Annotated in this window: 17 protein-coding genes and 1 tRNA gene; 2 read left to right on the top strand and 16 right to left on the bottom strand. The window is 65.1% G+C overall.

The window, feature by feature from the left end; all coding sequences use genetic code 11:
- Positions 1-19: 19 nt before the first annotated feature.
- The 6 genes from FN976_RS27235 to FN976_RS27210 all read right to left on the bottom strand — a co-directional run bounded on the left by FN976_RS27235 (position 20) and on the right by FN976_RS27210 (position 6,476).
- Entirely contained in the window at positions 20-2,299 is a 2,280-nt protein-coding gene (locus tag FN976_RS27235) for a sensor histidine kinase (protein WP_145896965.1), read from the bottom strand.
- Positions 2,296-2,841, bottom strand: coding sequence for a DUF4390 domain-containing protein (locus FN976_RS27230; RefSeq protein ID WP_349291427.1), 546 nt, complete (start codon positions 2,839-2,841; stop codon positions 2,296-2,298). Before FN976_RS27230 ends, FN976_RS27235 begins: the two co-directional genes overlap by 4 nt.
- A gap of 55 nt (positions 2,842-2,896) precedes the next feature.
- Complete coding sequence (rsmB, locus tag FN976_RS27225) at positions 2,897-4,240, bottom strand: 16S rRNA (cytosine(967)-C(5))-methyltransferase RsmB (RefSeq protein WP_145896963.1); 1,344 nt, start codon at positions 4,238-4,240, stop codon at positions 2,897-2,899.
- 2 nt (positions 4,241-4,242) lie between these two features.
- Positions 4,243-5,517 (bottom strand): NAD(P)/FAD-dependent oxidoreductase, encoded by a 1,275-nt coding sequence (locus FN976_RS27220; protein WP_145896961.1) that lies wholly within the window; start codon positions 5,515-5,517, stop codon positions 4,243-4,245.
- Positions 5,518-5,528: 11 nt separating this feature from the next.
- A complete protein-coding gene (locus FN976_RS27215) occupies positions 5,529-5,840 on the bottom strand; it encodes a c-type cytochrome (protein ID WP_145896959.1) in 312 nt (103 codons plus the stop codon).
- 75 nt (positions 5,841-5,915) lie between these two features.
- Entirely contained in the window at positions 5,916-6,476 is a 561-nt protein-coding gene (locus FN976_RS27210) for a LemA family protein (protein ID WP_145896955.1), read from the bottom strand.
- A 221-nt stretch (positions 6,477-6,697) separates the two neighbouring features.
- Here FN976_RS27210 and fsxC point away from each other — a divergent pair, with 221 nt between their 5' ends.
- Both fsxC and FN976_RS27200 read left to right on the top strand, forming a co-directional pair.
- Positions 6,698-7,945 (top strand): FxsC protein, encoded by a 1,248-nt coding sequence (gene fsxC / locus FN976_RS27205; RefSeq protein ID WP_145896953.1) that lies wholly within the window; start codon positions 6,698-6,700, stop codon positions 7,943-7,945.
- Between the two features lies 1 nt (position 7,946).
- Entirely contained in the window at positions 7,947-10,676 is a 2,730-nt protein-coding gene (locus FN976_RS27200; protein WP_145896951.1) for a KGGVGR-motif variant AAA ATPase, read from the top strand.
- A gap of 185 nt (positions 10,677-10,861) precedes the next feature.
- Here FN976_RS27200 and rpoC read toward each other — a convergent pair whose 3' ends face one another.
- The 10 genes from rpoC to FN976_RS27150 form a co-directional block, all read right to left on the bottom strand.
- Positions 10,862-15,088 carry a DNA-directed RNA polymerase subunit beta' gene (rpoC, locus tag FN976_RS27195; protein ID WP_145896949.1) on the bottom strand — a complete coding sequence of 1,409 codons (4,227 nt, stop codon included), beginning with the start codon at positions 15,086-15,088 and terminating at the stop codon, positions 10,862-10,864.
- A 17-nt stretch (positions 15,089-15,105) separates the two neighbouring features.
- On the bottom strand, positions 15,106-19,218 hold the full coding sequence (gene rpoB, locus FN976_RS27190) for a DNA-directed RNA polymerase subunit beta (protein WP_145896947.1): 4,113 nt from the start codon (positions 19,216-19,218) through the stop codon (positions 15,106-15,108).
- Positions 19,219-19,475: 257 nt separating this feature from the next.
- Complete coding sequence (rplL, locus tag FN976_RS27185) at positions 19,476-19,853, bottom strand: 50S ribosomal protein L7/L12 (RefSeq protein WP_145896945.1); 378 nt, start codon at positions 19,851-19,853, stop codon at positions 19,476-19,478.
- A 79-nt stretch (positions 19,854-19,932) separates the two neighbouring features.
- Complete coding sequence (rplJ, locus tag FN976_RS27180) at positions 19,933-20,439, bottom strand: 50S ribosomal protein L10 (protein WP_145896943.1); 507 nt, start codon at positions 20,437-20,439, stop codon at positions 19,933-19,935.
- A gap of 243 nt (positions 20,440-20,682) precedes the next feature.
- The gene (gene rplA, locus FN976_RS27175; protein WP_145896941.1) at positions 20,683-21,390 is read right to left on the bottom strand and encodes a 50S ribosomal protein L1; all 708 of its coding nucleotides are present in this window, start codon (positions 21,388-21,390) and stop codon (positions 20,683-20,685) included.
- The gene (rplK, locus tag FN976_RS27170) at positions 21,391-21,822 is read right to left on the bottom strand and encodes a 50S ribosomal protein L11 (RefSeq protein WP_145896939.1); all 432 of its coding nucleotides are present in this window, start codon (positions 21,820-21,822) and stop codon (positions 21,391-21,393) included.
- Positions 21,823-21,933: 111 nt separating this feature from the next.
- A complete protein-coding gene (gene nusG / locus FN976_RS27165) occupies positions 21,934-22,542 on the bottom strand; it encodes a transcription termination/antitermination protein NusG (protein WP_255440873.1) in 609 nt (202 codons plus the stop codon).
- Positions 22,542-22,925 carry a preprotein translocase subunit SecE gene (gene secE / locus FN976_RS27160; protein WP_145896937.1) on the bottom strand — a complete coding sequence of 128 codons (384 nt, stop codon included), beginning with the start codon at positions 22,923-22,925 and terminating at the stop codon, positions 22,542-22,544. The genes nusG and secE overlap by 1 nt, the downstream gene beginning before the upstream one ends.
- A 71-nt stretch (positions 22,926-22,996) precedes the next feature.
- Positions 22,997-23,072 (bottom strand) — tRNA-Trp (locus FN976_RS27155).
- A 6-nt stretch (positions 23,073-23,078) separates the two neighbouring features.
- Positions 23,079-23,846, bottom strand: a 768-nt coding sequence (locus FN976_RS27150) for an elongation factor Tu (protein WP_145896935.1), incomplete at its 5' end; no start/stop codon positions are given.

Raw genomic sequence — 23,846 nt, 5'->3', positions numbered from 1 at the left:
GGACTGCCCTGGGCTGTTGCTAACTCGCAACTGCGAATGATAACGAGACTTGGGCGCCCTGGATGACATCGTCCTGCACCCGGTTCTTCAAGTCGATCCGCGCGCCATGCTCGTCCGCGATTTTCTTCACGACGGCCAGCCCCAGGCCCGTTCCTTTGGGCTTGGTGGTGACGTAAGGCTCGAACGCCCGTTTCAGGATGTGTTCGGGGAAGCCGCCTCCGCTGTCCTGGACGATCAAGCGCACGCGCTTGGCCGCTTCGTTCCACTGGGTCTTCAGCGTCACCTCGCGCACCGGCCGGCCTTCGGTGGCGTCCTGCGCGTTCTGCAGCAGGTTGTGGATCACCTGCCGCAGCTGCTGGCCGTCGCCCAGCACGTGGGGGCACCTGGCGTCGAGCTCCATGCGGATCGGCACATGCGGCGCGTCCGCGCGCTCGGCCTCTTCCTCCCGGGCGTAAAGATGCAAGACATCCGTGACGAGTGCATTCAGGTCCACCGGCTTCAGCTCCGCGGCGGGCAGGCGGGCGTAATCGCGGAACTCGTTGACCAGGCGCTTCATCGCATCCACCTGGTCGACGATGGTGTGGACCGACTTGGTCAGCACGGCCTGTTCGGCCGCGCCCAGCTTGCCGGTCAGCTTCATCTCCAGCCGCTCCGCCGAAAGCTGGATGGGGGTCAGCGGGTTCTTGATCTCGTGCGCCAGCCGGCGCGCGACTTCGCCCCAGGCCTGGGCGCGCTGCGCGGACACGATCTCGGAGATGTCGTCGAACACCAGCAGCCTGGCCTCCCCGGGCATCTCGGCGCCGCGCGCAACCAGTGTCACGACGTTCGCGGCCTGCTGCGCGCTGGCCGGGCCGGCGTTGAGCTCGAACGATTGCTGCCAGTGATCCAGGCCCTGCTGCAGGCGCTCGTTCAGGTAGTCGTCGAAGCGCTGCTGCACCGCGCCGCCGAATGCCTCCAGGCCCGGCACCGACGCCAGCGGCTTGCCTTCGTAGGCGGCCAGCGGCACGCGCAGGATGCGCGTCGCGCCGGGATTGATCGAGAGGATGCGGCCCTGCGCATCCAGCACGATCACGCCGGCTGTCAGGTTGTCCAGGATGGTCTGCAGGTTGGCGCGCGCCGCGTCCACCTGGTGCATGCTGCGCTGGACCGCTGCCCGGGCGTCGGACAGCTGCTGCGTCATGTCGGCGAACGAGCGCGTCAGCCCACCCAGTTCGTCCTTGCCCTGCAAGGCGGGTTTCGGCGACAGGTCGCCTGCCGCCACCTCGCGCACGCCGGCGGCCAGCAGCACCAGAGGGCGGGCAAGCTGGTTGCCGAGGATCACCGCCAGCAGCACCGCCCCGAACACCGCGAGGAACAGGCTCAGCGTCAGCGTGCCGATGTACATGCGGCGCAAGCCACCGCGGGCCAGGGCGCGCTCCTGGTATTCGCGATTCGCCTCCTGGACGGCGATCGCGTTGGCCACCAGCGCCGGCGGCACGCTCATCGTTGCCTGCAGGTACCGGGTTTCGGCCAGCAGGCCGAAGTTCGGCTGCGGCACCAGGGCGATCGCCTTGATGCGCGTGTTCTGGATCGAGGTGAGGCCCGGGTCGTCCAGGCCTTCGATGACCGTCACCACGCGCTGGCTCCGCGCGTTGCGCAGCTGCTGCGCCGCCGGCCTCTCGGGGCGCAGCTGGAAACGCGAGGCTCCCGCGCTGCCGATCATCTGGCCGCCCGCGCCCCACAGCACCGCGTCGGTGGCCGACAGCTGCTCGCGGACGCGCTCCAGCGCCAGCGGCGCGGAGGATTCGGGCACCTCCGCCAACTGCGACGCGGCGCTGCGCGTCTTGTTGCCGAAGTCGCTGGCCAGCGTGTCCAGCGTGGTCCGCCCGAGCTCGAGGCCGGCGCTCAACGCGCCCTCCACTTTCACGTCGAACCAGCTTTCGATGGAGCGCGAGACGAACTGGTAGGAGACCACGTAGATCAGCATCCCGGGCAGGAAGCCCACCAGTGCGAAGATGGCCGCCAGCTTGATCAGCAGCCGGCTGCCGAATTTGCCGCGGCGCAGGCGCGAGGCCAGGCGGACACCCACCCAGAGGATGACGGCCAGCAGCAGGCTGGCCACCACCACGTTCAGGATGAACAGTCGGTTGTAGTTCTGCTCGTAGAGCTCGCGGTTGTTGGTGGCCTGCGTCAGCAGGAACATCAGCACGATGCCGATGGCGACGATGACCGTCACCCCCACCAGCAAGGCCCAGCGCAGCGCGCGCGAGCCCTTCACCAGCGCGCGGGCGGAGCCTTCCGCCGGCCGTTCGGTGGTCACCGGGGCGCCTCGGCCACCAGGCGCTGGTTGCGCCCCGCGCTGATGTTCCAGTCCGATTGCCCGACGGCCCCGATCTGGAAGGGCCTGGGCAGCTGCGACACGTCGAGCCGGAAGCGGAATTCCAGCTGGTGGGCGACGTCGGGGTCGACGTCGGAACTGTCGGCGATGCGCCAGCGCGAGACGCGTTGCACCGCGCCCAAAGCCTCTTCGCGCGTATCGAAGCTCTGGCCCAGGACCAGCCCCGAATTGCCGATCGGGCTGGACGACACCTGCAGCCGCCAGCGCCGGGTGAGCGGCTGGAACGACAGGCGCATATGCCGCGCGGCGCTGGCCACGCGCTTGTCGGCCCAGTACCAGCGTTCGCGGTAGATCGTCGCCTCGGCCACGAAGAACATCGGAATCCCCTTGGCCAGGGCTTCCTCCACCACGGGGGGCAGTTCGAAGCGGACGGTGCTGGAAAGCAGCAGGCCCTCTTCGCCCCGTTCGACGTGCAGGGCGGTGATCTCCGCTGGCGCCGTGTCGGCCCGGACCGGCGGGGCCACCAGCAGTGCCGCAGCGGCCAGGACCAGCGCGAACGCCAGCCAACGCCAGGCGCGCTCAGCCCTCAGGGGCAGGCGCGGCAGCGTCCGGCGCCCCTTTTTGCAGCACCGCGTAGTAGAAACCGTCGTGGTCACCCTGGGGATTGTCCCGGACGCCCGGGGCGTTCGCCCCGCTTTGGGGAAGCAAATGGCCGGGCGCGGGCTGCAAAGCGGCCGCATTGTGGTGTGCAACAAACGCCGCGACGCGAGCCTCGCCCTCGGCGCGGAAGACGGAGCAGGTGCAGTACACCAGCCGGCCACCCGGGCGCAGCAGTGGCCAGAGCGCTTCCAGCAGGCGCGCCTGCTGCCCCCCCAGCCGGGCGATGTCCGATTCGCGCCGTAGCCAGCGCACGTCGGGGTGCCGCCGCACGATGCCGGAGGCGGTGCAGGGGGCGTCCAGCAGGATGGCGTCGAAGGGCTGGCCGTCCCACCAGGTGGAGGTCTCCGCCGCGTCAGCCGCCTGGACACGGGCCTGCAGGCCCAGCCGGCGCAGGTTCTCGTGGATGCGCTCGCAGCGCGCCGGGTCCACGTCGAGGGCCAGCACGTCGGCATCCGCGAGTTCCAGCAGGTGGGCAGTCTTGCCGCCCGGGGCGGCGCAGGCGTCGAGAATGCGAAGACGCGCATCGACGGGCGCCAGGCCGTCCAGCAGCAGGGCGGCGGCGAGCTGCGCGCCGGCGTCCTGCACCGACAGCGCGCCCTCGTTCCAGCGGGGGAGCTCGTGCACCGGCCGGGCCTGCTGGAGGATCAGGCCCTGGGCGCCGACCGGTTGGCTGGCGATGCCGGCATCTGCCAGGGTTTGCTGCATCGCGTCGCGCGACGACAGCCGGGCGTTGACGCGCAGCGTCATCGGCGCGGCGGTATTGGCAGCCGCCAGGATCTGCTCCCAGTGCGCCGGATGGTCCTGCCGCAGCCGCTGGATCCACCATGCGGGATGATTCCAGCGCGCGACCGGGTCGTTGTCGGTGGCGGCCACCAGTGCGTCGCGCTCTCGCAGGAAGCGGCGCAGGCAGGCATTCAGGAACGCCTGCTGGGCGCGCATCGACGCATCGCGCTTGGCGGCCTCCACCGCCTGATCCACCAGCGTGAACGGCGCATAGGGCGCATCGGCTTCCCGCCAGCACAGGGCGAGGGCCAGGCACAGCAGCGCGTCGGCCGCGGGTGGCGGGGGCCGCTTGGCCAGGCGCTTGCGCAAGGCCTCGGCGCGGCCCAGTTGCCGCAGGGCATGGAAAGACAGCGATTGCGCGGCAGGTCGCAGATCGCCCGGCACGCGCGCCAGCGCCGGCGTGGCCGACTCGCCGCGGCGCACTGCCGCCAAAACGGAAGCGGCAGCCTGAAGCTGCCGCCACAGGGGAATCGGTGTCAACGTCAGGCCAAAGTGTCCGACCAGATGTTGCGCGCCCAGTTGTTGGCGTAGGCGCCTTCCAGCTCGGTGGGGCCGGGGCTGAGGCCCCCGGAGCCGGCGACCGTCTTGAAGGTCTTCTCCGCCGCCACGTACTCGTGCACGCTGGCCACGTGGACCACGTTCTTGTCGTCCACGAAGCTGTAGCAGGTGTTGGTGAGCATGGGCGCGGGGTTCACCGCCCAGCCGGAGAGCTGCGCGACGATCGCCGCGGCGGCAACCTTGCCGTGGCTGTTGGCCATGTGGCCGCTCTTGGGCATGCCCGGGGCGATCTGGATCGAATCGCCCAGCACGTGGACGTCCTTCGCCACCGTCGATTCGAAGGTCTGGTAGTCGACCCCGCACCAGCGGTTGTTGGCGAGGTTGTTCAGGCCCGCCTGCACGGCGATGGCGCCGGCGCGCATGGAAGGCAGCGCGTTGATCACCGCGGCTTTCACATCCTCCTGCACCTCGAACTTGACCACGCCATTGCGGGCATCGACCGCCGTTGTCTTGTGCTGCGGCCGGTATTCGACGATGCCGCGGTATTGCTCGGCCCAGACCTTCTTGAACAGGCCGGCCTTGGAGACCACGTCGGGGTTCGCGTCGAGGATCAGCACCTTGCTGCGCGGCTTCGCCTGCTTGAAGTACCAGGCCACCTGGCAGGCACGCTCGTACGGCCCGGGCGGGCAGCGGAACGGCTGCTCGGGGATCGTCAGCGCATAGACGCCGCCGTCCGGCATGGCTTCCAGCTGGCGCCGCAGCGCCACGGTCTCAGGCCCCGCCTTCCAGGCTTGCAGGATCTGGCCCGAAGCCTGCGCGGCTTGCGAGCCTTCGATGCTGTTGAACAGCAGGTCGATGCCGGGCGAGACCACCAGCTTGTCGTAGGCGATGACGGGGCCGCTGGCCAGCCGGACGTTCTTGCCGGCCGTATCGATAGCCGCGACCATGTCCTTCACCACCGTGACGCCGTGATTGCGCGACAAGCCCGTGTAGGGCGTGGTGACATCGGCGATCTGGCGGCTGCCGCCCAGCACGAGGTTCGACAGCGGGCAGGAGACGAAGGCGTCGTTGGGCTCGACGAGGACGACGTCGATCTTGTGGCCGGACAGGAGCCGGATGTACTTGGCGGTGGTGGCGCCGCCATAGCCGCCACCCACGACGACGACGCGTGCCTTGGAGGGCACACTGGTGGTGGCGCAGCCGGCGAGGCCCAGCAGGGCGAGGGCAGAGGAGCTTTGCAGGAAGGAACGGCGTTGCATGGAGTTGCTCCTTACTTCTGCGCGGCGAAGTAGCCGGCGATCTGTTCGAGCTGCGCGTCGGTGTAACCCTTGGCCAGCTGGTTCATGATGGTCGAGGGCCGGGTGCCCGCCTTGAAGGCCTTGAGTTGCGTGAGCAGCTGGTCGCGCGGCATGCCGGCCAATGCCGGCATGGTGGAGCCGACGACGGCGCGGCCGTCGGTGCCGTGGCAATTGGCGCAGGTGGCCGCCAGGCTGCGCACATAGAGTGCCTGCTGGTCCTGCGCCTGCGACGCGAAGGGCGCGGCGGCGGCCAGCAGGGCCGCCAGGGTGGCAAGGGGCTTCATCCGGTCTCCTCGGGTATGTTTGCCGCGACTATAAAGAGCGGCCCGCCGGGGGGCAAACAATTTATGGCGATGAGGTTATGGCCGGGCGCGCAGGCCGCGCCCCGGCTGGAAGCCGAACACCCACGCCAGCACCAGCGCAGGAAACTGCGCGATGGCCTCGTTGTAGCGTGTCACCGCCTGGTTGAACTGCTCGGTGGCTGTTTCCGTCATGCTGACCCGCTGCGCGCGTTCGATGCTCAGGTTGTCCGGCAGGCGCGAGCCGGCCAGGTCATGCGCATCGTCGCGCACGGCGCGATCCCAGGCGGTGGCCAGCACTTCCTGGGCGGCTCCCAGCGCCGCGATGCGCTCGCCATCCAGCGGCTTGATGCGGGCCGAAGCGAGCGTGGCCGCGAGTTGCGCGGCCGCGCCCTGCAGGCCACCCCAGAACACGCTGCCGCCGTCGAACTGCGAAGGCGGCTGCGAGGCGTCCTCCGGCAGGCAGGCGTGCACCAGCTGCACTTGCTTCGTGAGCTCCGCTTCGAGCGCCGCGAACGCCGAATTCGCGGCCGAGCGCAAGCGCATCAGGCGGTTGTAGGCACCAACCCCCCAGAACACCAGGATGGCGGCGATGACCCAGATCAGCAGAGACGATTCCATGGCCAATAAAAAAGCGCCACCGCCCGGAGGGGCGATGGCGCTAGCAGTTTAGGGCGGAACCTGGTTTTGGGCGTACGTGCCCCTCCTTGCCTTGGAGAGGCTGACTCTCGCGGGCGTTGATGCCGTCGAAGCCCACGACAAAGCTGGCACGTTGCGACGCCCTCACTTTGGAGCTTGCGTAAGAGGGCCATCCCGATTTATGGTCGTGCACGGAGATCAAGATGGCTTACGAATTCTTTTTTAGTTACAGCCGGAGCAACAATAACGAGTATTTGCAGACCTTCTTCGAGAATCTATCCGAGGCTGTTCGTGAAGAGCTTGGGAAAGGGAAAGGGGAAGTGGTCGGCTTTTTCGACCAACGCGACATCGAGCTCGGCGAGGACTGGGACCAGAAGATCTTTGAGGCCTTGCAGGATTCGAAGGTGATGGTGGCAGTCGGCTCGCCTGGCTACTTCAAGAGCATATTCTGCGGCAAGGAGTGGGAACTCTTTCGGCAGCGGTGTGCGAAGGCGGTCCAGAGCGGTGCGCCGCCGCCGCCGCTCATCAAGCCAGTTACCTGGATCGCCTTCAAAATCGAAGAGTTGCCAGCTGTGGTGCGTGCCGGCCAGGCTGCTATGGGCGACCCGCAGGCTCTTCACAACGTGAAGGGTCTCAAGCTGATGCTGCAGTCCCTAACCAAGTACAGCGTGGACTATCACGAATACATTGCCCAGCTGGCCCGGGAGATCGTCAAAGCGGGCAGGGAGCACACAATCCCGCGGCTTGCGGCCGCTCCCTCCTACACGCAGATGCAGCCGGCCTTTCCGGCCGCCCCCAGCGAACTTCCGCTGGGTGGCGCCGCTCCCGCTGTGCTCGGCCCAAAGCACATACGCGTCGTCTATGTTGCTGCGAATCCGCAGCAACTGGCAGGTGCTAGAACCCTCGAGCCGTATCTGGATTCGGGCGCGTCCGACTGGAAGCCCTTCCTGCCCATGCAGACGACACGCATTCATGCCGTCTTCCAACACTTGGCTTCGGCGGAGGGTCTCGGATTTACCAGTGAGGAGCTCTCGTTCGGTCCTACATTGGTCCAGGAAGTGCAGAAAGCCTGGAATCTGAGACAGATAGTGATATTGCTCGTCGACGGTTGGACACTTTCGTCCGACGCCAACTACCGCGCGATCCTGCAGCAGTTGGACCAGCGCCTAGACGTGCACTGGTGCGTGCTTGTCCCTTGGAATGAGGAGGACCACGACTCCATGGCAAACCGCCCTCAGATCGAACTGGCACTGCAGCAGACATTCTATTTGCATAGACACATTTCGCCGAATCCGATGTTTTACCGGGAGGGGATCCGCTCGCCCGACGAACTCCAGCAGGCGCTACGCGACGTGCTAACTCGCTTGAAGGAAGAGGTGCGGAAAAGGGCAGAAATCGAAATGCCCGTACCTGCAGGGCCGTCGAAGTACGTCATCAGCGCGGGCGCTTGACATGCACGATCTCTCGTCCCCGCGAAACGGACGCATCCTTACCTTCTACTCTTACAAGGGCGGCACAGGCCGATCGATGGCGCTTGCCAATGTCGCCTGGATTCTCGCGTGCAGCGGTCATCGCGTCCTAGTCATCGACTGGGACCTTGAGGCGCCGGGCTTGCATCGTTACTTTGCCCCGTTTCTGATCGATAAGGAGGTGAGTGGCTCTTCCGGCTTGATCGACATGCTCGACGAGTACGCCTCGGCGGCGATCCTGCCTAAGCCGAAGGACGGCGCCGAACCTGACGCGGCTTGGTACCGCCCCTATGCCGATATTTCTGACCACGTTCTGTCAGTGAACTTCAGCCATTTTCCTGGAGGCGGCTCCATAGACTTTCTTTCAGCGGGCTGCCAAGACGACACTTATGCCATTAAGGTCAGCTCCTTCAATTGGCAGAACTTCTACGACCGGCTCGGCGGCGGCGGGTTCATGGAGGCGCTGAAGGAAAACGCGCGCGCGGCCTACGACTACGTCCTCATCGACAGCCGTACGGGTGTAAGCGATACGGCAGGCATCTGTACCGTGCAGATGCCCGACACGCTCGTCGTCTGCTTCACATACAACAACCAAGGAATAAAGGGCGCTGCCGGCATCGCTCGCTCCGCCGTGAAGCAGCGGCATCGCATGGACGATGAACGACGTGAGCTGCTGAGGCAGGACAAGAACCTCGTCGCTCAACTCGCCACGACACCACTTCCATACCAAGTATTTCCGATTCCGATGCGCGTCGATCCCGGCGAGAGCGAGCGACTGGAAATTAGGCAAGCATTTGCACGTGAATCGTTCGATTCGCTGGTGGAACATCTCGAACCTTCAAAGGTACCTGCGTACTGGAGCTCGGTCGAAGTGCCGTACACCCCGTTTTACGCCTATGAAGAAGTGCTGGCGCCGTTCAAAGACAACCCAGAAGACCCGCGCAGCGTGCTGGCGTCTTTCCTGCGGATCACGCGCTACCTGACTGGCGGACGGGTGGGGGAGATGCGTATGCCGCTCCCCACCGCGGAGAGGCAGAAATTTCTCGATGCGTTCGCCGAGACTCCGCAGCGCAAGCGCGAACGCGAATCAACCGCACCGGTCGCCGCCACCTTAGCTTCAGTGCCGCTAGAACAGGCCGCGGTCATGGAGGCCGAGCGGGCTATGGCTAGTCTCGACAAGGACGAGCAGGTGATCGCGCGGCAGGTATTCGGACGGCTCGTGCGCCTCGTACACGCGACTGAAGGCGGGGGGTGCATCGCGATTCGTGCGGCGCTCCGTGACTTTCACCAGTCACAACGCAGCGTCATCGCAAAGCTGGCGAGCTTCGCTGTCCTCTCCATTTCAGAATCCGATGACAGCGGCACCTTCGTACTGCCACATCCGGCCGTGGTCAGCCACTGGAAGACACTCCAGGAATGGATCGAAAAGGACAGGGACTTTCTGCTGTGGCGCCAGCAGTTGCGCGGCTACATGATCGACTGGGAACGCAGTGGCAAGGATGACAGCGCGCTTCTCGTTGGGACCTTGCTGAGCGAAGCAGGCCTTTGGGCGACCAAGAATAGCTCGGATTTGAATGAGGGCGAACTTGCATACATCGCCGCGAGCAGGGAGAACGCGACACTCGCGGCGAAGCGGCCCACGATCTGGCGCCGCGCTGCGTCGATGGGGATCATGACCACTTGGACGCTTGCGATCGCAGGTGGGGTTTGGTTCGGCCTAGCATACCTGCTCGGCAGCCCGTCTCAAAACGTGCGATTGCACACACAACTGCCGGTCGATCGCGTACAGCTCGGCATGCTCCGCGCGGCAGCCGAAGAAGGGGTACGGACTGAGAATTACACAACGGCGATCGAAGCATATCAGCGCATGCTGGCGATCAGTTCAGAGAACGATACGAAGGTGGCCTTGGCATACGCCTACCGCAAGTCTGGACGGCTGGGCGATGCTTTGGTCCTCTTGAATGAGGTGGCAGCAACTGAGAACAGCGCGCGGGTCCAAATCGGGATCGGCCAAACACTCACCAGTCTCGGCCGCCTCAACGAGGCCGTGGTCGCATTCAGCAGAGCGATCGAACTGGACACCAGGGATGCTGATGCGTACTACTTGAGGGGCCTTGCTAATGTGTCAGCGGGCCGATCGGGAGAAGCGCTTGCTGACTTCACGCGTGCCATCGAGTGGCGTCCCACGTTTGCCGGGGCCTACATTGAGCGTGCGAACGTGTACGAGAACACCTCGAAGCTCGTCGAGGCACGAGCCGACTACGTCTCGGTGCTCGGCATTGTGAACGCCAGTCCGGAGGACCAACGCTTCGCCGCAGAGCGAATGAAGGTTCTGGAACCGAACCTGCGTGCAGCGGGCGGCGCGCGCCGCGTTTTCATTCAGTTCCAGTCCATTGGCGACGACAAGCTCGTCGAGGAATTGCGGCGTGCGCTTGGACAAGAATTCAAAGACGTGGCTGTTCCGCCCGGAGAAATGGCAACGATCTCGACAGCCGGCGATGTTCGCTTCTACTTTCCTGCGGACGAAAAGCTCGCCACAGCGGTCAAAGAGTCGATCGAGACTTTCATGGCCCGAAAGCGCATTCGAGTGGCTTTGAAATTGATCAAACGCGACATCGTCGAGAAGTCCAGTCCCGTTCGTGCTGGCACAGTTGAGGTCTGGCTGCCGCCCCTCACGGGCGGCACGCAGGGACTCATCCGACAGTCGAAATGAGCTTCACCTCGCCGAGAGGCCTCGTGCGTGATCGTTCCGCGTCCGTGGGCCAATTGATTCCGCAGGTTACTTGAGGGGCTTCGGCGCAGCCAGCGGCAATCTATGGTGGACAAGTCAGCTGTGAATCGGCAAGAAAAAAGGGCGCCACGTGCCCGTGGCGCCCCGCTTCAGGCGATGATGACTGCTTATTCGGCCGACGCGCCCTCGCTGGCTTCGGAGCCGCTCGCACCTTCCGCCAGCGTCGCCAGCTCGGCCGCTTCGGCGTCGGCGATGGCGCGGCGCTCGGCCTCGTCCATCATGTCCTTGGCCTTGCGCGCGTCGTGGTACGCCATGCCGGTGCCGGCGGGGATCAGGCGGCCGACGATGACGTTTTCCTTCAGGCCGCGCAGCTCGTCGCGCTTGCCCATGATGGCCGCTTCGGTCAGCACCCGCGTCGTTTCCTGGAAGGAGGCGGCGGAGATGAACGAGTCGGTCGAGAGCGAGGCCTTGGTGATGCCCAGCAGCAGGTTGCTGTAGGTCGCCGGCACCTTGTTCTCGCCGCGCAGGCGGTCGTTGGTGTTGAGGATTTCCGAGCGCTCGACCTGCTCGCCGGCGATGTAGTCCGACTCGCCCACGTTCTCGATGATCACGCGGCGCAGCATCTGGCGCACGATCACCTCGATGTGCTTGTCGTTGATCTTCACGCCCTGGAGGCGGTAGACGTCCTGCACTTCATCGACGATGTAGCGCGCGAGTTCTTCCATGCCCAGCAGGCGCAGGATGTCCTGCGGGTCGGCCGGGCCGTCCACCACGGACTCGCCCTTGTTCACCACCTGGCCTTCGTGCACCAGGATGTTCTTCTCCTTGGGCACGAGTTCCTCGTGGACGCCGCCTTCCGGGTCGGTGATCTGCAGGCGGATCTTGCCCTTGGTCTCCTTGCCGAACGACACCGTGCCGGTCATCTCGGCCAGCACGCCCTTGTCCTTGGGCGAACGGGCTTCGAACAGCTCGGCGACCCGCGGCAAGCCGCCGGTGATGTCGCGCGTCTTCTGCCCTTCGACCGGGATGCGGGCCAGCACTTCGCCGGGGCCCACGTCCTGGCCGTCGCGCACTTGCACCAGCGAGCCGACCTGGAAGGCGATCGTCACCGAGTGGTCGGTGCCGGGGATCTTCACCTCGTTGCCGGACGGATCGATCAGCTTCACCTGCGGGCGAATCACCTTCGCGGAGCCGCGGCGCTTCGGGTCGATCACGACCAGGGTCGACAGGCCGGTGACTTCGTCGACCTGCTTGGCGACCGTCAGGCCCTCTTCCACGTTCTCGAACTTCACCGTGCCGGCGAATTCCGTGATGATGGGTCGCGTCAGCGGGTCCCAGTTGGCCAGGATGGTGCCGGCCTTGACGGTCTGGTCCGCCTTGACCGCCAGGATCGCGCCGTACGGCACCTTGTGGCGCTCGCGCTCGCGGCCGTGTTCGTCATGGATGACGATCTCGCCGGAACGCGAGATGACGACCAGCTCGCCCTTGCTGTTGGTGACGTAGCGCATGGTCGGGTTGAACCCGATCACGCCGTTCGACTTGGCGTCCACGCTCGAAGCCACGGCGGCGCGCGAAGCGGCGCCACCGATGTGGAACGTGCGCATTGTCAGCTGCGTGCCCGGCTCACCGATCGACTGCGCGGCGATCACGCCGACCGCTTCGCCGACGTTCACCATGCCGCCGCGGCCGAGGTCACGGCCGTAGCAGCTGGCGCACAGGCCGAAGCGGGTGGCGCAGTTGAGCGCCGTGCGGACCTTGACCTCGTCGACGCCGGCGGCTTCCAGCTCGTCGATCAGATCTTCGTCCAGCATGGTGGCGGCAGAGACCATCACCGCACGCGTTTCCGGATGCAGCACGTCCTCGGCCGCGACGCGGCCCAGGATCCGGTCGCGCAGCGATTCGATCACTTCGCCGCCTTCGACGATGGCGCGCATCAGCGCGCCGTCGGCGGTGCCGCAATCGTGCTCGGTCACCACCAGGTCCTGCGTCACGTCGACCAGGCGGCGCGTCAGGTAGCCGGAGTTGGCCGTCTTCAGCGCCGTGTCCGCGAGGCCCTTCCGGGCGCCGTGGGTGGAGATGAAGTACTGCAGCACGTTCAGGCCTTCACGGAAGTTCGCCGTGATGGGCGTCTCGATGATCGAGCCGTCCGGCTTGGCCATCAGGCCGCGCATGCCCGCCAGCTGGCGGATCTGGGCGGCGGAACCGCGGGCGCCGGAGTCGGCCATCATGTAGATGGAGTTGAACGACTCCTGGTCGACTTCCTTGCCGTGGCGGTCGATGACCTTTTCCTTGGCGAGCTGGGCCATCATGACCTTGGACACTTCGTCGCCGGCCTTGCCCCAGATGTCCACCACCTTGTTGTAGCGCTCGCCGGAAGTGACGAGACCCGAGGTGTACTGCTGCTCGATCTCCTTCACTTCCTTCTCGGAGCGGGCGATGATGCTCGCCTTCTCCGGCGGCACCAGCATGTCGTCGATGGCGATGGAGATGCCCGCGCGCGTGGCCAGCCGGAAGCCGTTCTGCAGCAGCTTGTCGGCGAACACCACGGTTTCCTTCAGGCCGCAGCGGCGGAAGGACGTGTTGATCAGGCGCGAGATTTCCTTCTTCTTCAGTGCCTTGTTCAGGTTGCTGAAGGGCAGGCCCTTGGGCAGGATTTCCGACAGCAGCGCGCGGCCCACGGTGGTGTCCACCAGCTTGCGCGAGGCGACGAACTCGCCGGTGTCCTTGTCCTTGTTCCATTCGGTCAGGCGCACCGCCACCTTGGCGGTCAGCTCGACCACTTCGCTGTCGAGCGCACGCTGGACTTCGGACACGTCGGCGAAGATCATGCCCTCGCCCTTGGCGTTGGTGCGCTCGCGCGTCGTGTAGTACAGGCCCAGCACCACGTCTTGCGACGGCACGATGGAGGGTTCGCCGTTGGCGGGGAACAGCACGTTGTTGGAGGCCAGCATCAGCGTGCGGGCTTCCATCTGCGCTTCCACCGACAGCGGGACGTGGACGGCCATCTGGTCGCCGTCGAAGTCGGCGTTGAACGCCGCGCAGACGAGCGGGTGCAGCTGGATCGCCTTGCCTTCGATCAGGATCGGCTCGAAGGCCTGGATGCCCAGCCGGTGCAGCGTCGGGGCGCGGTTCAACAGGACCGGGTGCTCCTTGATGACCTCTTCCAGGATGTCCCACACCACCGGGGTGCCGGCTTCGACTTCCTTCTTCGCCGCCTTGATCGTGGTGGCGATGCCCATGGCTTCCAGGCGCGAGAAGATGAAGGGCTTGAACAGTTCGAGCGCCATCAGCTTCGGCAGGCCGCACTGATGCAGCTTGAGCGTCGGGCCCACGGTGATGACCGAACGGCCCGAGTAGTCGACGCGCTTGCCCAGCAGGTTCTGGCGGAAGCGGCCGCTCTTGCCCTTGATCATGTCGGCCAGCGACTTGAGCGCACGCTTGTTGGCGCCCGTCATGGCCTTGCCGCGGCGGCCGTTGTCCAGCAAGCTGTCCACGGCTTCCTGCAGCATCCGCTTCTCGTTGCGGGCGATGATTTCCGGCGCCTTCAACTCCAGCAGGCGCTTCAGGCGGCTGTTGCGGTTGATGACGCGGCGGTACAGGTCGTTCAGGTCGGAGGTCGCGAAGCGGCCGCCGTCCAGCGGCACCAGCGGACGCAGGTCCGGCGGCAGCACGGGCAGCACGTCCATCACCATCCAGTTGGGCTTCATGCCCGACTTCTTGAAGGCTTCCAGGACCTTCAGGCGCTTGGAGTTCTTCTTGACCTTGACTTCGGAGCCGGTCAGGTCGCCGCGCAGCTTCTCGATCTCGGTGTCGAGGTCGATGCCTTCCAGCAGGTCCTTGATGCCTTCGGCGCCCATCTTGGCGACGTATTCGTCACCGTATTCCTTGCGCTTCGCGTCGTAGTCGTCCTCGGACATGATGCCGAACTTCTTCAGCGGGGTCATGCCGGGGTCGGTGATGACGTAGGCCTCGAAGTACAGCACGCGTTCGATGTCGCGCAGCGTCATGTCGAGCACCAGGCCCAGGCGTGACGGCAGCGACTTCAGGAACCAGATGTGCGCGCAGGGCGCGGCCAGGTCGATGTGGCCCATGCGCTCGCGGCGCACCTTGGTCTGGGTCACTTCGACGCCGCACTTCTCGCAGATCACGCCGCGGTGCTTCAGGCGCTTGTACTTGCCGCACAGGCACTCGTAGTCCTTGATCGGGCCGAAGATCTTGGCGCAGAACAGGCCGTCGCGCTCGGGCTTGAAGGTGCGGTAGTTGATGGTTTCCGGCTTCTTCACTTCGCCGAAAGACCACGAGCGGATCTTCTCGGGCGAAGCGATGCCGATGCGGATGGCATCGAAATGCTCGTCCGGCGTGAACTGCTTGAACAGGTCGAGTAGGGATTTCATGTCACTCTGTCCTTGTCTTATGAGCGCTCGAGCTCGATGTCGATGCCCAGCGATCGGATTTCCTTCACCAGCACGTTGAACGACTCCGGCATGCCGGCGTCGATCGCGTGTTCGCCCTTGACGATGGACTCGTACACCTTGGTGCGGCCCTGCACGTCGTCGGACTTCACGGTCAGCATTTCCTGCAGCGTGTAGGAAGCGCCGTAGGCTTCCAGCGCCCACACTTCCATTTCGCCGAAACGCTGTCCGCCGAACTGCGCCTTGCCGCCCAGCGGCTGCTGCGTGACGAGCGAGTAGGGGCCGGTCGAGCGGGCGTGCATCTTGTCGTCCACCAGGTGGTGCAGCTTCAGCACGTGCATGTAGCCGACCGTCACCGAGCGCTCGAACTGGTCGCCGGTGCGGCCGTCGCACAGCATGGCCTGGGTGCGCGTGGCCGTGAGCCCCTTCACCTTGGCGATGTCTTCCGGGTACGCCTGGTGCAACATGCCGCGGATCTCCTCTTCGGAGGCGCCGTCGAACACCGGGGTCGCGAAGGGCACGCCTTTGGCCAGCTGGCCGGCCATCTCGACGACTTCGTCGTCGGAGAGTTCGTTCAGCGCTTCCTTCTTGCCGGACTTGTTGTACAGCTCGTCCATGAACTTGCGCAGCTCGGCGACGCGGCCTTCCAGCTGCAGCATGTTGCCGATGCGCTGGCCGATGCCCTTGGCGGCCCAGCCCAGGTGCACTTCGAGCACCTGGCCCACGTTCATGCGCGAAGGCACGCCCAGCGGGTTGAGCACGATGTCGCACGGCGTGCCGTCGGCCATGTAGGGCATGTCTTCGACCGGGACGATCTTGGACACGACACCCTTGTTGCCGTGGCGGCCGGCCATCTTGTCGCCGGGTTGCAGGCGGCGCTTGACGGCCAGGTAGACCTTGACCATCTTCAGCACGCCCGCCGGCAGCTCGTCGCCTTGCGTGAGCTTCTTGCGCTTTTCTTCGAACGCGAGGTCGAAGCTGTGGCGCGTCTGCTCAAGCGAGTTCTTGATCGACTCGAGTTGGGTGGCGACTTCGTCGTCGGCGGGGCGGATGTCGAACCAGTGGAACTTCTCGACGGAGGCGAGGTAGTCCTTGTCGATCTTCGCGCCCTTGGCCAGCTTCTGCGGGCCGCCGTTGGCCGGCTTGCCCACCAGCAGTTTCTCGATCCGGTCGAACGCGTCGGCTTCGACGATGCGCAGCTGGTCGTTCAGGTCGAGGCGGAAGCGCTTCAGCTCGTCGTCGATGATCTGCTGGGCGCGCTTGTCGCGCTGGATGCCTTCACGCGTGAACACCTGCACGTCGATCACGGTGCCTTGCGAGCCCTGGTCGACCCGCAGCGAGGTGTCCTTCACGTCGGAAGCCTTCTCGCCGAAGATCGCGCGCAGCAGCTTCTCTTCCGGCGTCAGCGTGGTCTCGCCCTTCGGCGTGACCTTGCCCACCAGCACGTCGCCCGGCTGGACTTCGGCGCCGACGTAGATGATGCCGGACTCGTCCAGGCGGTTCAGCTGCTGTTCCGAGAGGTTCGGGATGTCGCGGGTGATTTCTTCCGGGCCCAGCTTGGTGTCGCGGGCCATCACCACCAGTTCCTCGATGTGGATCGAGGTGTAGCGGTCGTCGGCGACGACGCGCTCGCTGATCAGGATCGAGTCCTCGAAGTTGTAGCCGTTCCAGGGCATGAACGCCACCAGCATGTTCTGGCCGAGCGCGAGCTCGCCCAGGTCCGTGGACGCGCCGTCGGCGATCACATCGCCCTTGGCGATGCGGTCACCGCGCTGCACGATCGGGCGCTGGTGGATGTTGGTGTTCTGGTTGGAACGCTGGTACTTGATCAGGTTGTAGATGTCCACGCCGACTTCGCCGGCCTGGGCTTCCGCATCGTTCACGCGCACCACGATGCGGGTGGCGTCAACGTAGTCCACGACACCGCCGCGGGTCGCCGTCACGACGGTGCCGGAGTCGATCGCTGAAACGCGTTCGATGCCGGTGCCGACGAAGGCCTTCTCGGGGCGCAGGACCGGCACGGCCTGGCGCTGCATGTTGGCGCCCATCAGCGCGCGGTTCGCGTCGTCGTGCTCCAGGAACGGCACGAGCGAAGCGGCGACCGACACGATTTGAGCCGGCGACACGTCCATGTACTGGATGCGCTCGGCGCCGCACAGGATGGATTCACCCTTTTCACGCGCGGACACCAGCTCGCCGGTCAGGCGGCCTTCCTTGTCGAGGATGGCGTTGGCCTGGGCGATGACGTACTTGCCTTCCTCGATGGCGGACAGGTAGTCGATCTGCATCGTCACCTTGCCGTCGCGCACCTGGCGGTACGGCGTCTCGATGAAGCCGTATTCGTTCAGGCGGGCGTACAGGGCCAGCGAGTTGATCAGCCCGATGTTCGGGCCTTCCGGCGTTTCGATCGGGCAGACGCGGCCGTAGTGGGTGACGTGCACGTCGCGCACTTCGAAGCCGGCACGCTCGCGCGTCAAACCGCCCGGGCCCAGGGCCGAAACGCGCCGCTTGTGCGTGATCTCGGACAGCGGGTTGGTCTGGTCCATGAACTGCGACAGCTGCGACGCACCGAAGAACTCCTTGAGCGCCGCGGAAATCGGCTTGGAGTTGATCAGGTCGTGCGGCATCAGCGGCTCTTGCTCGGCCTGGCCGAGACGTTCCTTGACGGCCTTCTCGATGCGGGCGAGGCCGGTGCGGTACTGGTTCTCGGCCAGTTCGCCGACGCAGCGGACGCGGCGGTTGCCCAGGTGGTCGATGTCGTCGACTTCGCCGCGGCCGTTGCGCAGGTCCACCAGGATCTTCACCACCGACAGGATGTCGTCGTTGGTCAGGACCATCGGGCCGGTGCTTTCGTCGCGGCCGACCTTGGCGTTGAACTTCATGCGGCCTACGCGCGACAGGTCGTACGTGTCCGGGTTGTAGAACAGGCGCTGGAACAGGGCCTGCACCGCGTCTTCCGTCGGCGGCTCGCCGGGGCGCATCATGCGGTAGATGGCGACGCGGGCGGCGAACTCGTCCACGGTCTCATCGATGCGCAGCGTCTGCGACATGTACGGGCCCTGGTCGAGCTCGTTGGTGTAGATCGCCTGGAGGTCCTGGATGCCGGCCGTGCGCAGCTTCTTCAGCAGCGCTTCGGTCAGCTCGTCGTTGGCCTTGGCGATGATCTCGCCCGTGTCCGGGTCGATGATGTTGCGGGCGACCACGCGGCCGACGAGGTAGTCCTCAGGCACGCTGATGTGCGTCGTGGCCGAGGCTTCCAGGTCACGCGTGTGCCGCGCGGTGATGCGCTTGTCCTTGGGGACGATGACCTTGCCGGACTTGTCGGTGATGTCGAACCGCGCGACTTCGCCGCGGATGCGCTCGGCGACGAATTCCATCTGCGCGCCGGTGTCCATCAGGCGGAAGTTGTCGTTGACGAAGAAGTTCGCCAGGATGGTTTCCGGCGTCAGGCCGATGGCCTTCAGCAGGATGGTGACCGGCATCTTGCGGCGGCGGTCGACACGGAAGTACAGGACGTCCTTCGGGTCGAACTCGAAGTCGAGCCAGGAGCCGCGGTACGGGATGATCCGCGCCGAAAACAGCAGCTTGCCCGAGCTGTGGGTCTTGCCCTTGTCGTGCTCGAAGAACACGCCGGGCGAGCGGTGCAGCTGCGAGACGATGACGCGCTCGGTGCCGTTGATGATGAAGGAGCCCTTGTCGGTCATGAGCGGCACTTCGCCCATGTAGACCTCCTGCTCCTTCACTTCCTTCACCACCTTGGACTGCGGAGTGGAGGACTCGCGGTCGTAGATGATGAGCTGGACCTTGGCCCGCACGGCGGACGCATAGGTCAGGCCGCGGGTCTGGCATTCACGCACATCGAACGCCGGCTTCGCCAGGTTGTATTCGATGAACTTCATCTCCACGAATCCGTTGTGGGAGACGATCGGGAAGGCGGAGTCGAACGCGGCCTGCAGGCCCTCGATCGTGCGCTTCTGTGGCGCCATGTCGGCTTGCAGGAAAGCGGTGTACGCGTCCTTCTGCATCTGCAGCAGGTACGGCACTTCGAGCACGCTGTCGCGTTTGCCGAAACTCTTGCGGATGCGTTTGCGTTCGGTGTAAGAATAGGCCATGAGATCTCCGGGCTAGGTCAGCTCGCAACTGTCGGCCACCTGTCCGGGACCACGGACGGGGGCGCTCTTGGCGGGTTGGCCACTACCAACCTTGGCGGACGGCCCCGCGTTGCACGGGGCCCGAACCAAGCAGTCTTCTGCAGTCGGGTCAGAAGACACTAATCAGCAGCCCGCGGGGCCGCTGATTGGTGTGCTCTGTAAAGCACCAAAGGCTGGAGGCCCTTGCGGGCACTCCAGCCTTGGAACCAGGGGCGAACTTACTTGAGTTCGACCTTGGCGCCGGCGTCTTCCAGCTTCTTCTTGGCAGCTTCGGCGTCGGCCTTGGCAATGCCTTCCTTGACGGCCTTCGGGGCGCCGTCCACCAGGTCCTTGGCTTCCTTCAGGCCCAGGCCGGTGATTTCGCGCACGGCCTTGATGACCGACACCTTGTTCGCGCCGGCTTCCAGCAGCTGAACGGTGAACTCGGTCTTCTCTTCCGCGACGGCGGCGGCGGGGCCCGCGCCACCGGCGGCCGGGGCGGCCATGGCCGCGGCGGACACGCCGAACTTCTCTTCAATGGCCTTCACCAGGTCATTGAGTTCCATGACGGTCATGCTGTCCAGCGCCGTCAGAAATGCGTCTTTGTCGAATGCCATTTTCTACTTTCCGAAATAAGTTGGTGGGGAGCAGGGTTACCAAGCTTGACCTGATGGGTCAATACGACTGACCTTGCGGTCAGGCCGCGGCAGCTTCCGGCTCTTCCTTTTTCTTCGCCAGGGCGCCCAGCACCACCGCGGTGCGCGAGATGGGCGACATGAGCAGGCCGCAAAGCTGCGCCAGCAACACTTCCTTGGAGGGAATGTTGGCCAGCTGCTTCACACCGGCGACGTCCAGGGCCTTGCCCGCGAATGCACCGCCGCGAATGACCAGCTTGTCGTTGGTCTTCGCGAAGTCGGCCACCACCTTGGCGGCGGCGACGGCATCCACGGAAAAGCCGTAGATCAGCGGGCCGGTCATCTGGTCCCCGACGACTTCGAATGCGCTCCCGGCGACGGCACGGCGAGCCAGGGTGTTCTTGAGAACACTCAGGGTCACGCCCTTGCCGCGCGCTTCGTTGCGCAGTTTCGTCATGTCGGCGACCGTGATGCCGCGGTATTCCGCCATCACCAGCGTTTGAGCTTTGGCGGCGAGAGCGGTGACGTCGGCGACGACTGCTTCTTTCTCACTGCGATTCAGACTCAAGGTCTACTCCTTCAAAATGCGCCTTCGGTCAGTACTGACTTACAGCGCGCCTTATTGCAGCGACCAACCGTTTCGGAAATCTCTCGATTCGTCTTCGGCGGGATCGCCATCTGCGTTGGCTGGTGAATTAAGCGAGATAGCACCTCGCGCCAACGGTCTTGGATGGCCCGCCGGGGTTTCGCTTTCGCTGGCCCCCGGCGGCCCACCACACCGGCAGGCGCCTCGCGGCGCCCGCCAATTTTTTTACGCCGCCGCCGGTGCGGTCAGCGACTGGATGTCCACGCGGACGCCGAGGCCCATCGTCGAGGACACGGCCACCTTGCGGAGGTACACGCCCTTGCTGGTGGCCGGCTTGGCCTTCGTCAGCGCGTCGATCAGCGCCGTCAGGTTGCCCTGCAGCTTGTCGGTGTCGAACGAGCGGCGGCCCAGGGTGGCGTGGATGATGCCGGCCTTGTCGGCACGGAACTGCACCTGGCCAGCCTTGGCGTTCTTCACCGCCGTGGCGACGTCCGGGGTCACCGTGCCCACCTTCGGGTTGGGCATCAGGCCGCGCGGGCCGAGGATCTGGCCCAGCGTACCGACGACGCGCATGGCGTCCGGCGCGGCGATGACCACGTCGAAGGGCATGTCGCCGGCCTTCACCCGGGCCGCCAGGTCGTCCATGCCGACGATGTCGGCGCCGGCGGCCTTGGCTTCTTCGGCCTTGGCGCCCTGGGCGAACACGGCCACGCGCTTGGTCTTGCCGGTGCCGTTGGGCATGACGACGGCGCCGCGAACCACCTGGTCCGACTTCTTCGGGTCGATGCCCAGCTGCACGGCCACGTCGATGGATTCATCGAACTTGGCGGTGGCGGCTTCCTTCACGTAGCCCAGGGCTTCGGTCAGGGGATACAGCTTGGTGCTGTCGACCTTGCCCTCGAGGGCCTTTTGTTTCTTGGTCAGCTTGGCCATTTACAGACCCTCCACCGTGATGCCCATCGAGCGGGCGGAACCGGCCAGAGTGCGGATGGCGGCATCCACGCTGGCAGCGTTCATGTCTTTCATCTTGGTCTTGGCGATCTCTTCGAGCTGGGCCCGGGTGATCTTGCCGACCTTGTCCGTGTGCGGCTTGGCGGAGCCCTTGTCGAGCTTGACGGCCTTCTTGATCAGGACGGTCGCGGGCGGCGTCTTGATGATGAAGGTGAAGCTCTTGTCCGCGAAGGCGGTGATCACCACCGGCAGCGGCAGCCCCGGCTCGACGCCCTGGGTCTGGGCGTTGAACGCCTTGCAGAACTCCATGATGTTCAAGCCGCGCTGGCCCAGCGCCGGGCCGATCGGGGGAGAGGGGTTGGCCTTACCAGCTGGCACTTGCAGCTTGATGAAGCCGACGATTTTTTTCGCCATTGCTTGCTTTCCTTGCGGGTTCAAACGCCTTGGCCTTCAGGCCTCGGCTCCCCGGGGGGTTGACAGCTCTTCTTCTTGAATTCCGCGCTGAGCTGGTAAGCGCGAAACAGGTCAGGTTTTCTCGACCTGGGAAAACTCAAGCTCGACCGGCGTCGCACGACCGAAGATCGTCACCGACACGCGGACCTTGCTCTTCTCGTAATTGACTTCCTCGACCGTGCCGTTGAAATCGGTGAACGGGCCGTCCTTGACGCGCACGTACTCGCCCGTCACGAATTCGACCTTGTGGCGCGGCTTCTCGGTGCCTTCTTCCATCTGGCCCAGGATCTTCGCGACTTCATCGTCGGAGATGGGGGCGGGACGGTTCTTGGCGCCGCCGACGAAGCCCGTCACCTTGTTGGTGTGCTTCACCAGGTGCCAGGTGTCGTCGTTCATGATCATCTGCACCAGGACGTATCCGGGGTAGAAGCGGCGCTCCGACGAGCGCTTCTGGCCGTTCTTGATCTCGACCACTTCTTCGGTCGGCACCAGGATTTCGCCGAACATGTGCTGCATGCCGGCGCGGTTGATCCGCTCGCGGATGTTGCGCTCGACGGCCTTCTCCATGCCGGAATACGCATGCACGACGTACCAGCGCAGATCCGGATTCACCGGCTTGACAGGCGTCTCGGGCGTTTCCGGCAGCTGGCCGTCGGCGGCCGCGGTTTCGATTTCGCTCATTACTGCTTCCATCCGAGGATCAGGTCGTAGAACAGCCACTCAAGGGTCTTGTCGGTCAGCCACAGGAACAGCGCCATCACCACGACGAAGGCGAAGACGTACAGCGTCATCTGGATGGATTCCTTGCGCGTGGGCCACACGACCTTGCGCACTTCCTTCCAGGCGTCGCGGCCGAAAGCCACGAATTCCTTGCCCGGCTCCGACACCAGGAACACGGCGACCGCCGCCACCAGGCCCGCGATCAACACGCCCCATTGCACGAGCTGGCCTTGCCGGGCGAGCAGGTAGAAGCCCGCCAGCGAGGCGATCACCAGGGCGATGGCGGCCCCGACCTTGGCCTTGTCGGCGCCGGTCGTGACGGTTTCAACTTGCGTAGTGGCCATATTCGGCTGAATCCCTTAAGACGCTGAAGCCCGTCACACAGGACGGGCTTGTTTTCGCGGTGCCACTCAGGTGGCAGGGGCAGTAGGAATCGAACCTACAACCTTCGGTTTTGGAGACCGACGCTCTGCCAATTGAGCTATACCCCTATGGCTTTACTCCATGATCTTCGCAACGACGCCCGAACCCACGGTCTTGCCGCCTTCGCGGATGGCGAAGCGCAAGCCTTCTTCCATGGCGATGGGGGCGATCAGCTTGACCGTGATGGTCACGTTGTCGCCGGGCATGACCATTTCCTTGTCCTTCGGCAGCTCGATCGCACCGGTCACGTCCGTCGTGCGGAAGTAGAACTGGGGGCGATAGTTGTTGAAGAACGGCGTGTGACGGCCGCCTTCGTCCTTGGAGAGGACGTAGATCTCGGCGGTGAAGTGCGTGTGCGGCTTCACGGAGCCCGGCTTGCACAGGACTTGCCCGCGCTGCACGTCTTCGCGCTTGGTGCCGCGCAGCAGGATGCCGACGTTGTCGCCAGCCTGGCCCTGGTCCAGCAGCTTGCGGAACATTTCCACGCCGGTGCAGGTGGTCTTGACCGTCGGGACGATGCCCACGATCTCGATTTCCTCGCCGACCTTGACCACGCCGCGCTCGACGCGGCCGGTGACCACGGTGCCACGCCCGGAGATGGAGAATACGTCTTCCACCGGCATCAGGAAGGCACCGTCGACCGCGCGCGCGGGCTGCGGGAAGAAGGTGTCCATCGCGTCAGCCAGCTTCATGATGGCCTGCTCGCCCAGCGGCCCCTTGTCGCCTTCCAGGGCCAGCTTGGCGCTGCCGTGGATGATCGGGGTGTCGTCGCCGGGGAAGTCGTACTTGGTGAGCAGTTCGCGCACTTCCATCTCGACCAGCTCCAAGAGCTCGGCGTCGTC

It is taken from the genome of Caenimonas sedimenti, assembly GCF_007833165.1.
In the GTDB taxonomy this organism is placed as follows: Bacteria; Pseudomonadota; Gammaproteobacteria; order Burkholderiales; family Burkholderiaceae_C; genus Ramlibacter; species Ramlibacter sedimenti.
Note: the sequence above shows the minus strand (reverse complement) of the source record. Positions and strands in the feature narration are given on the sequence as shown.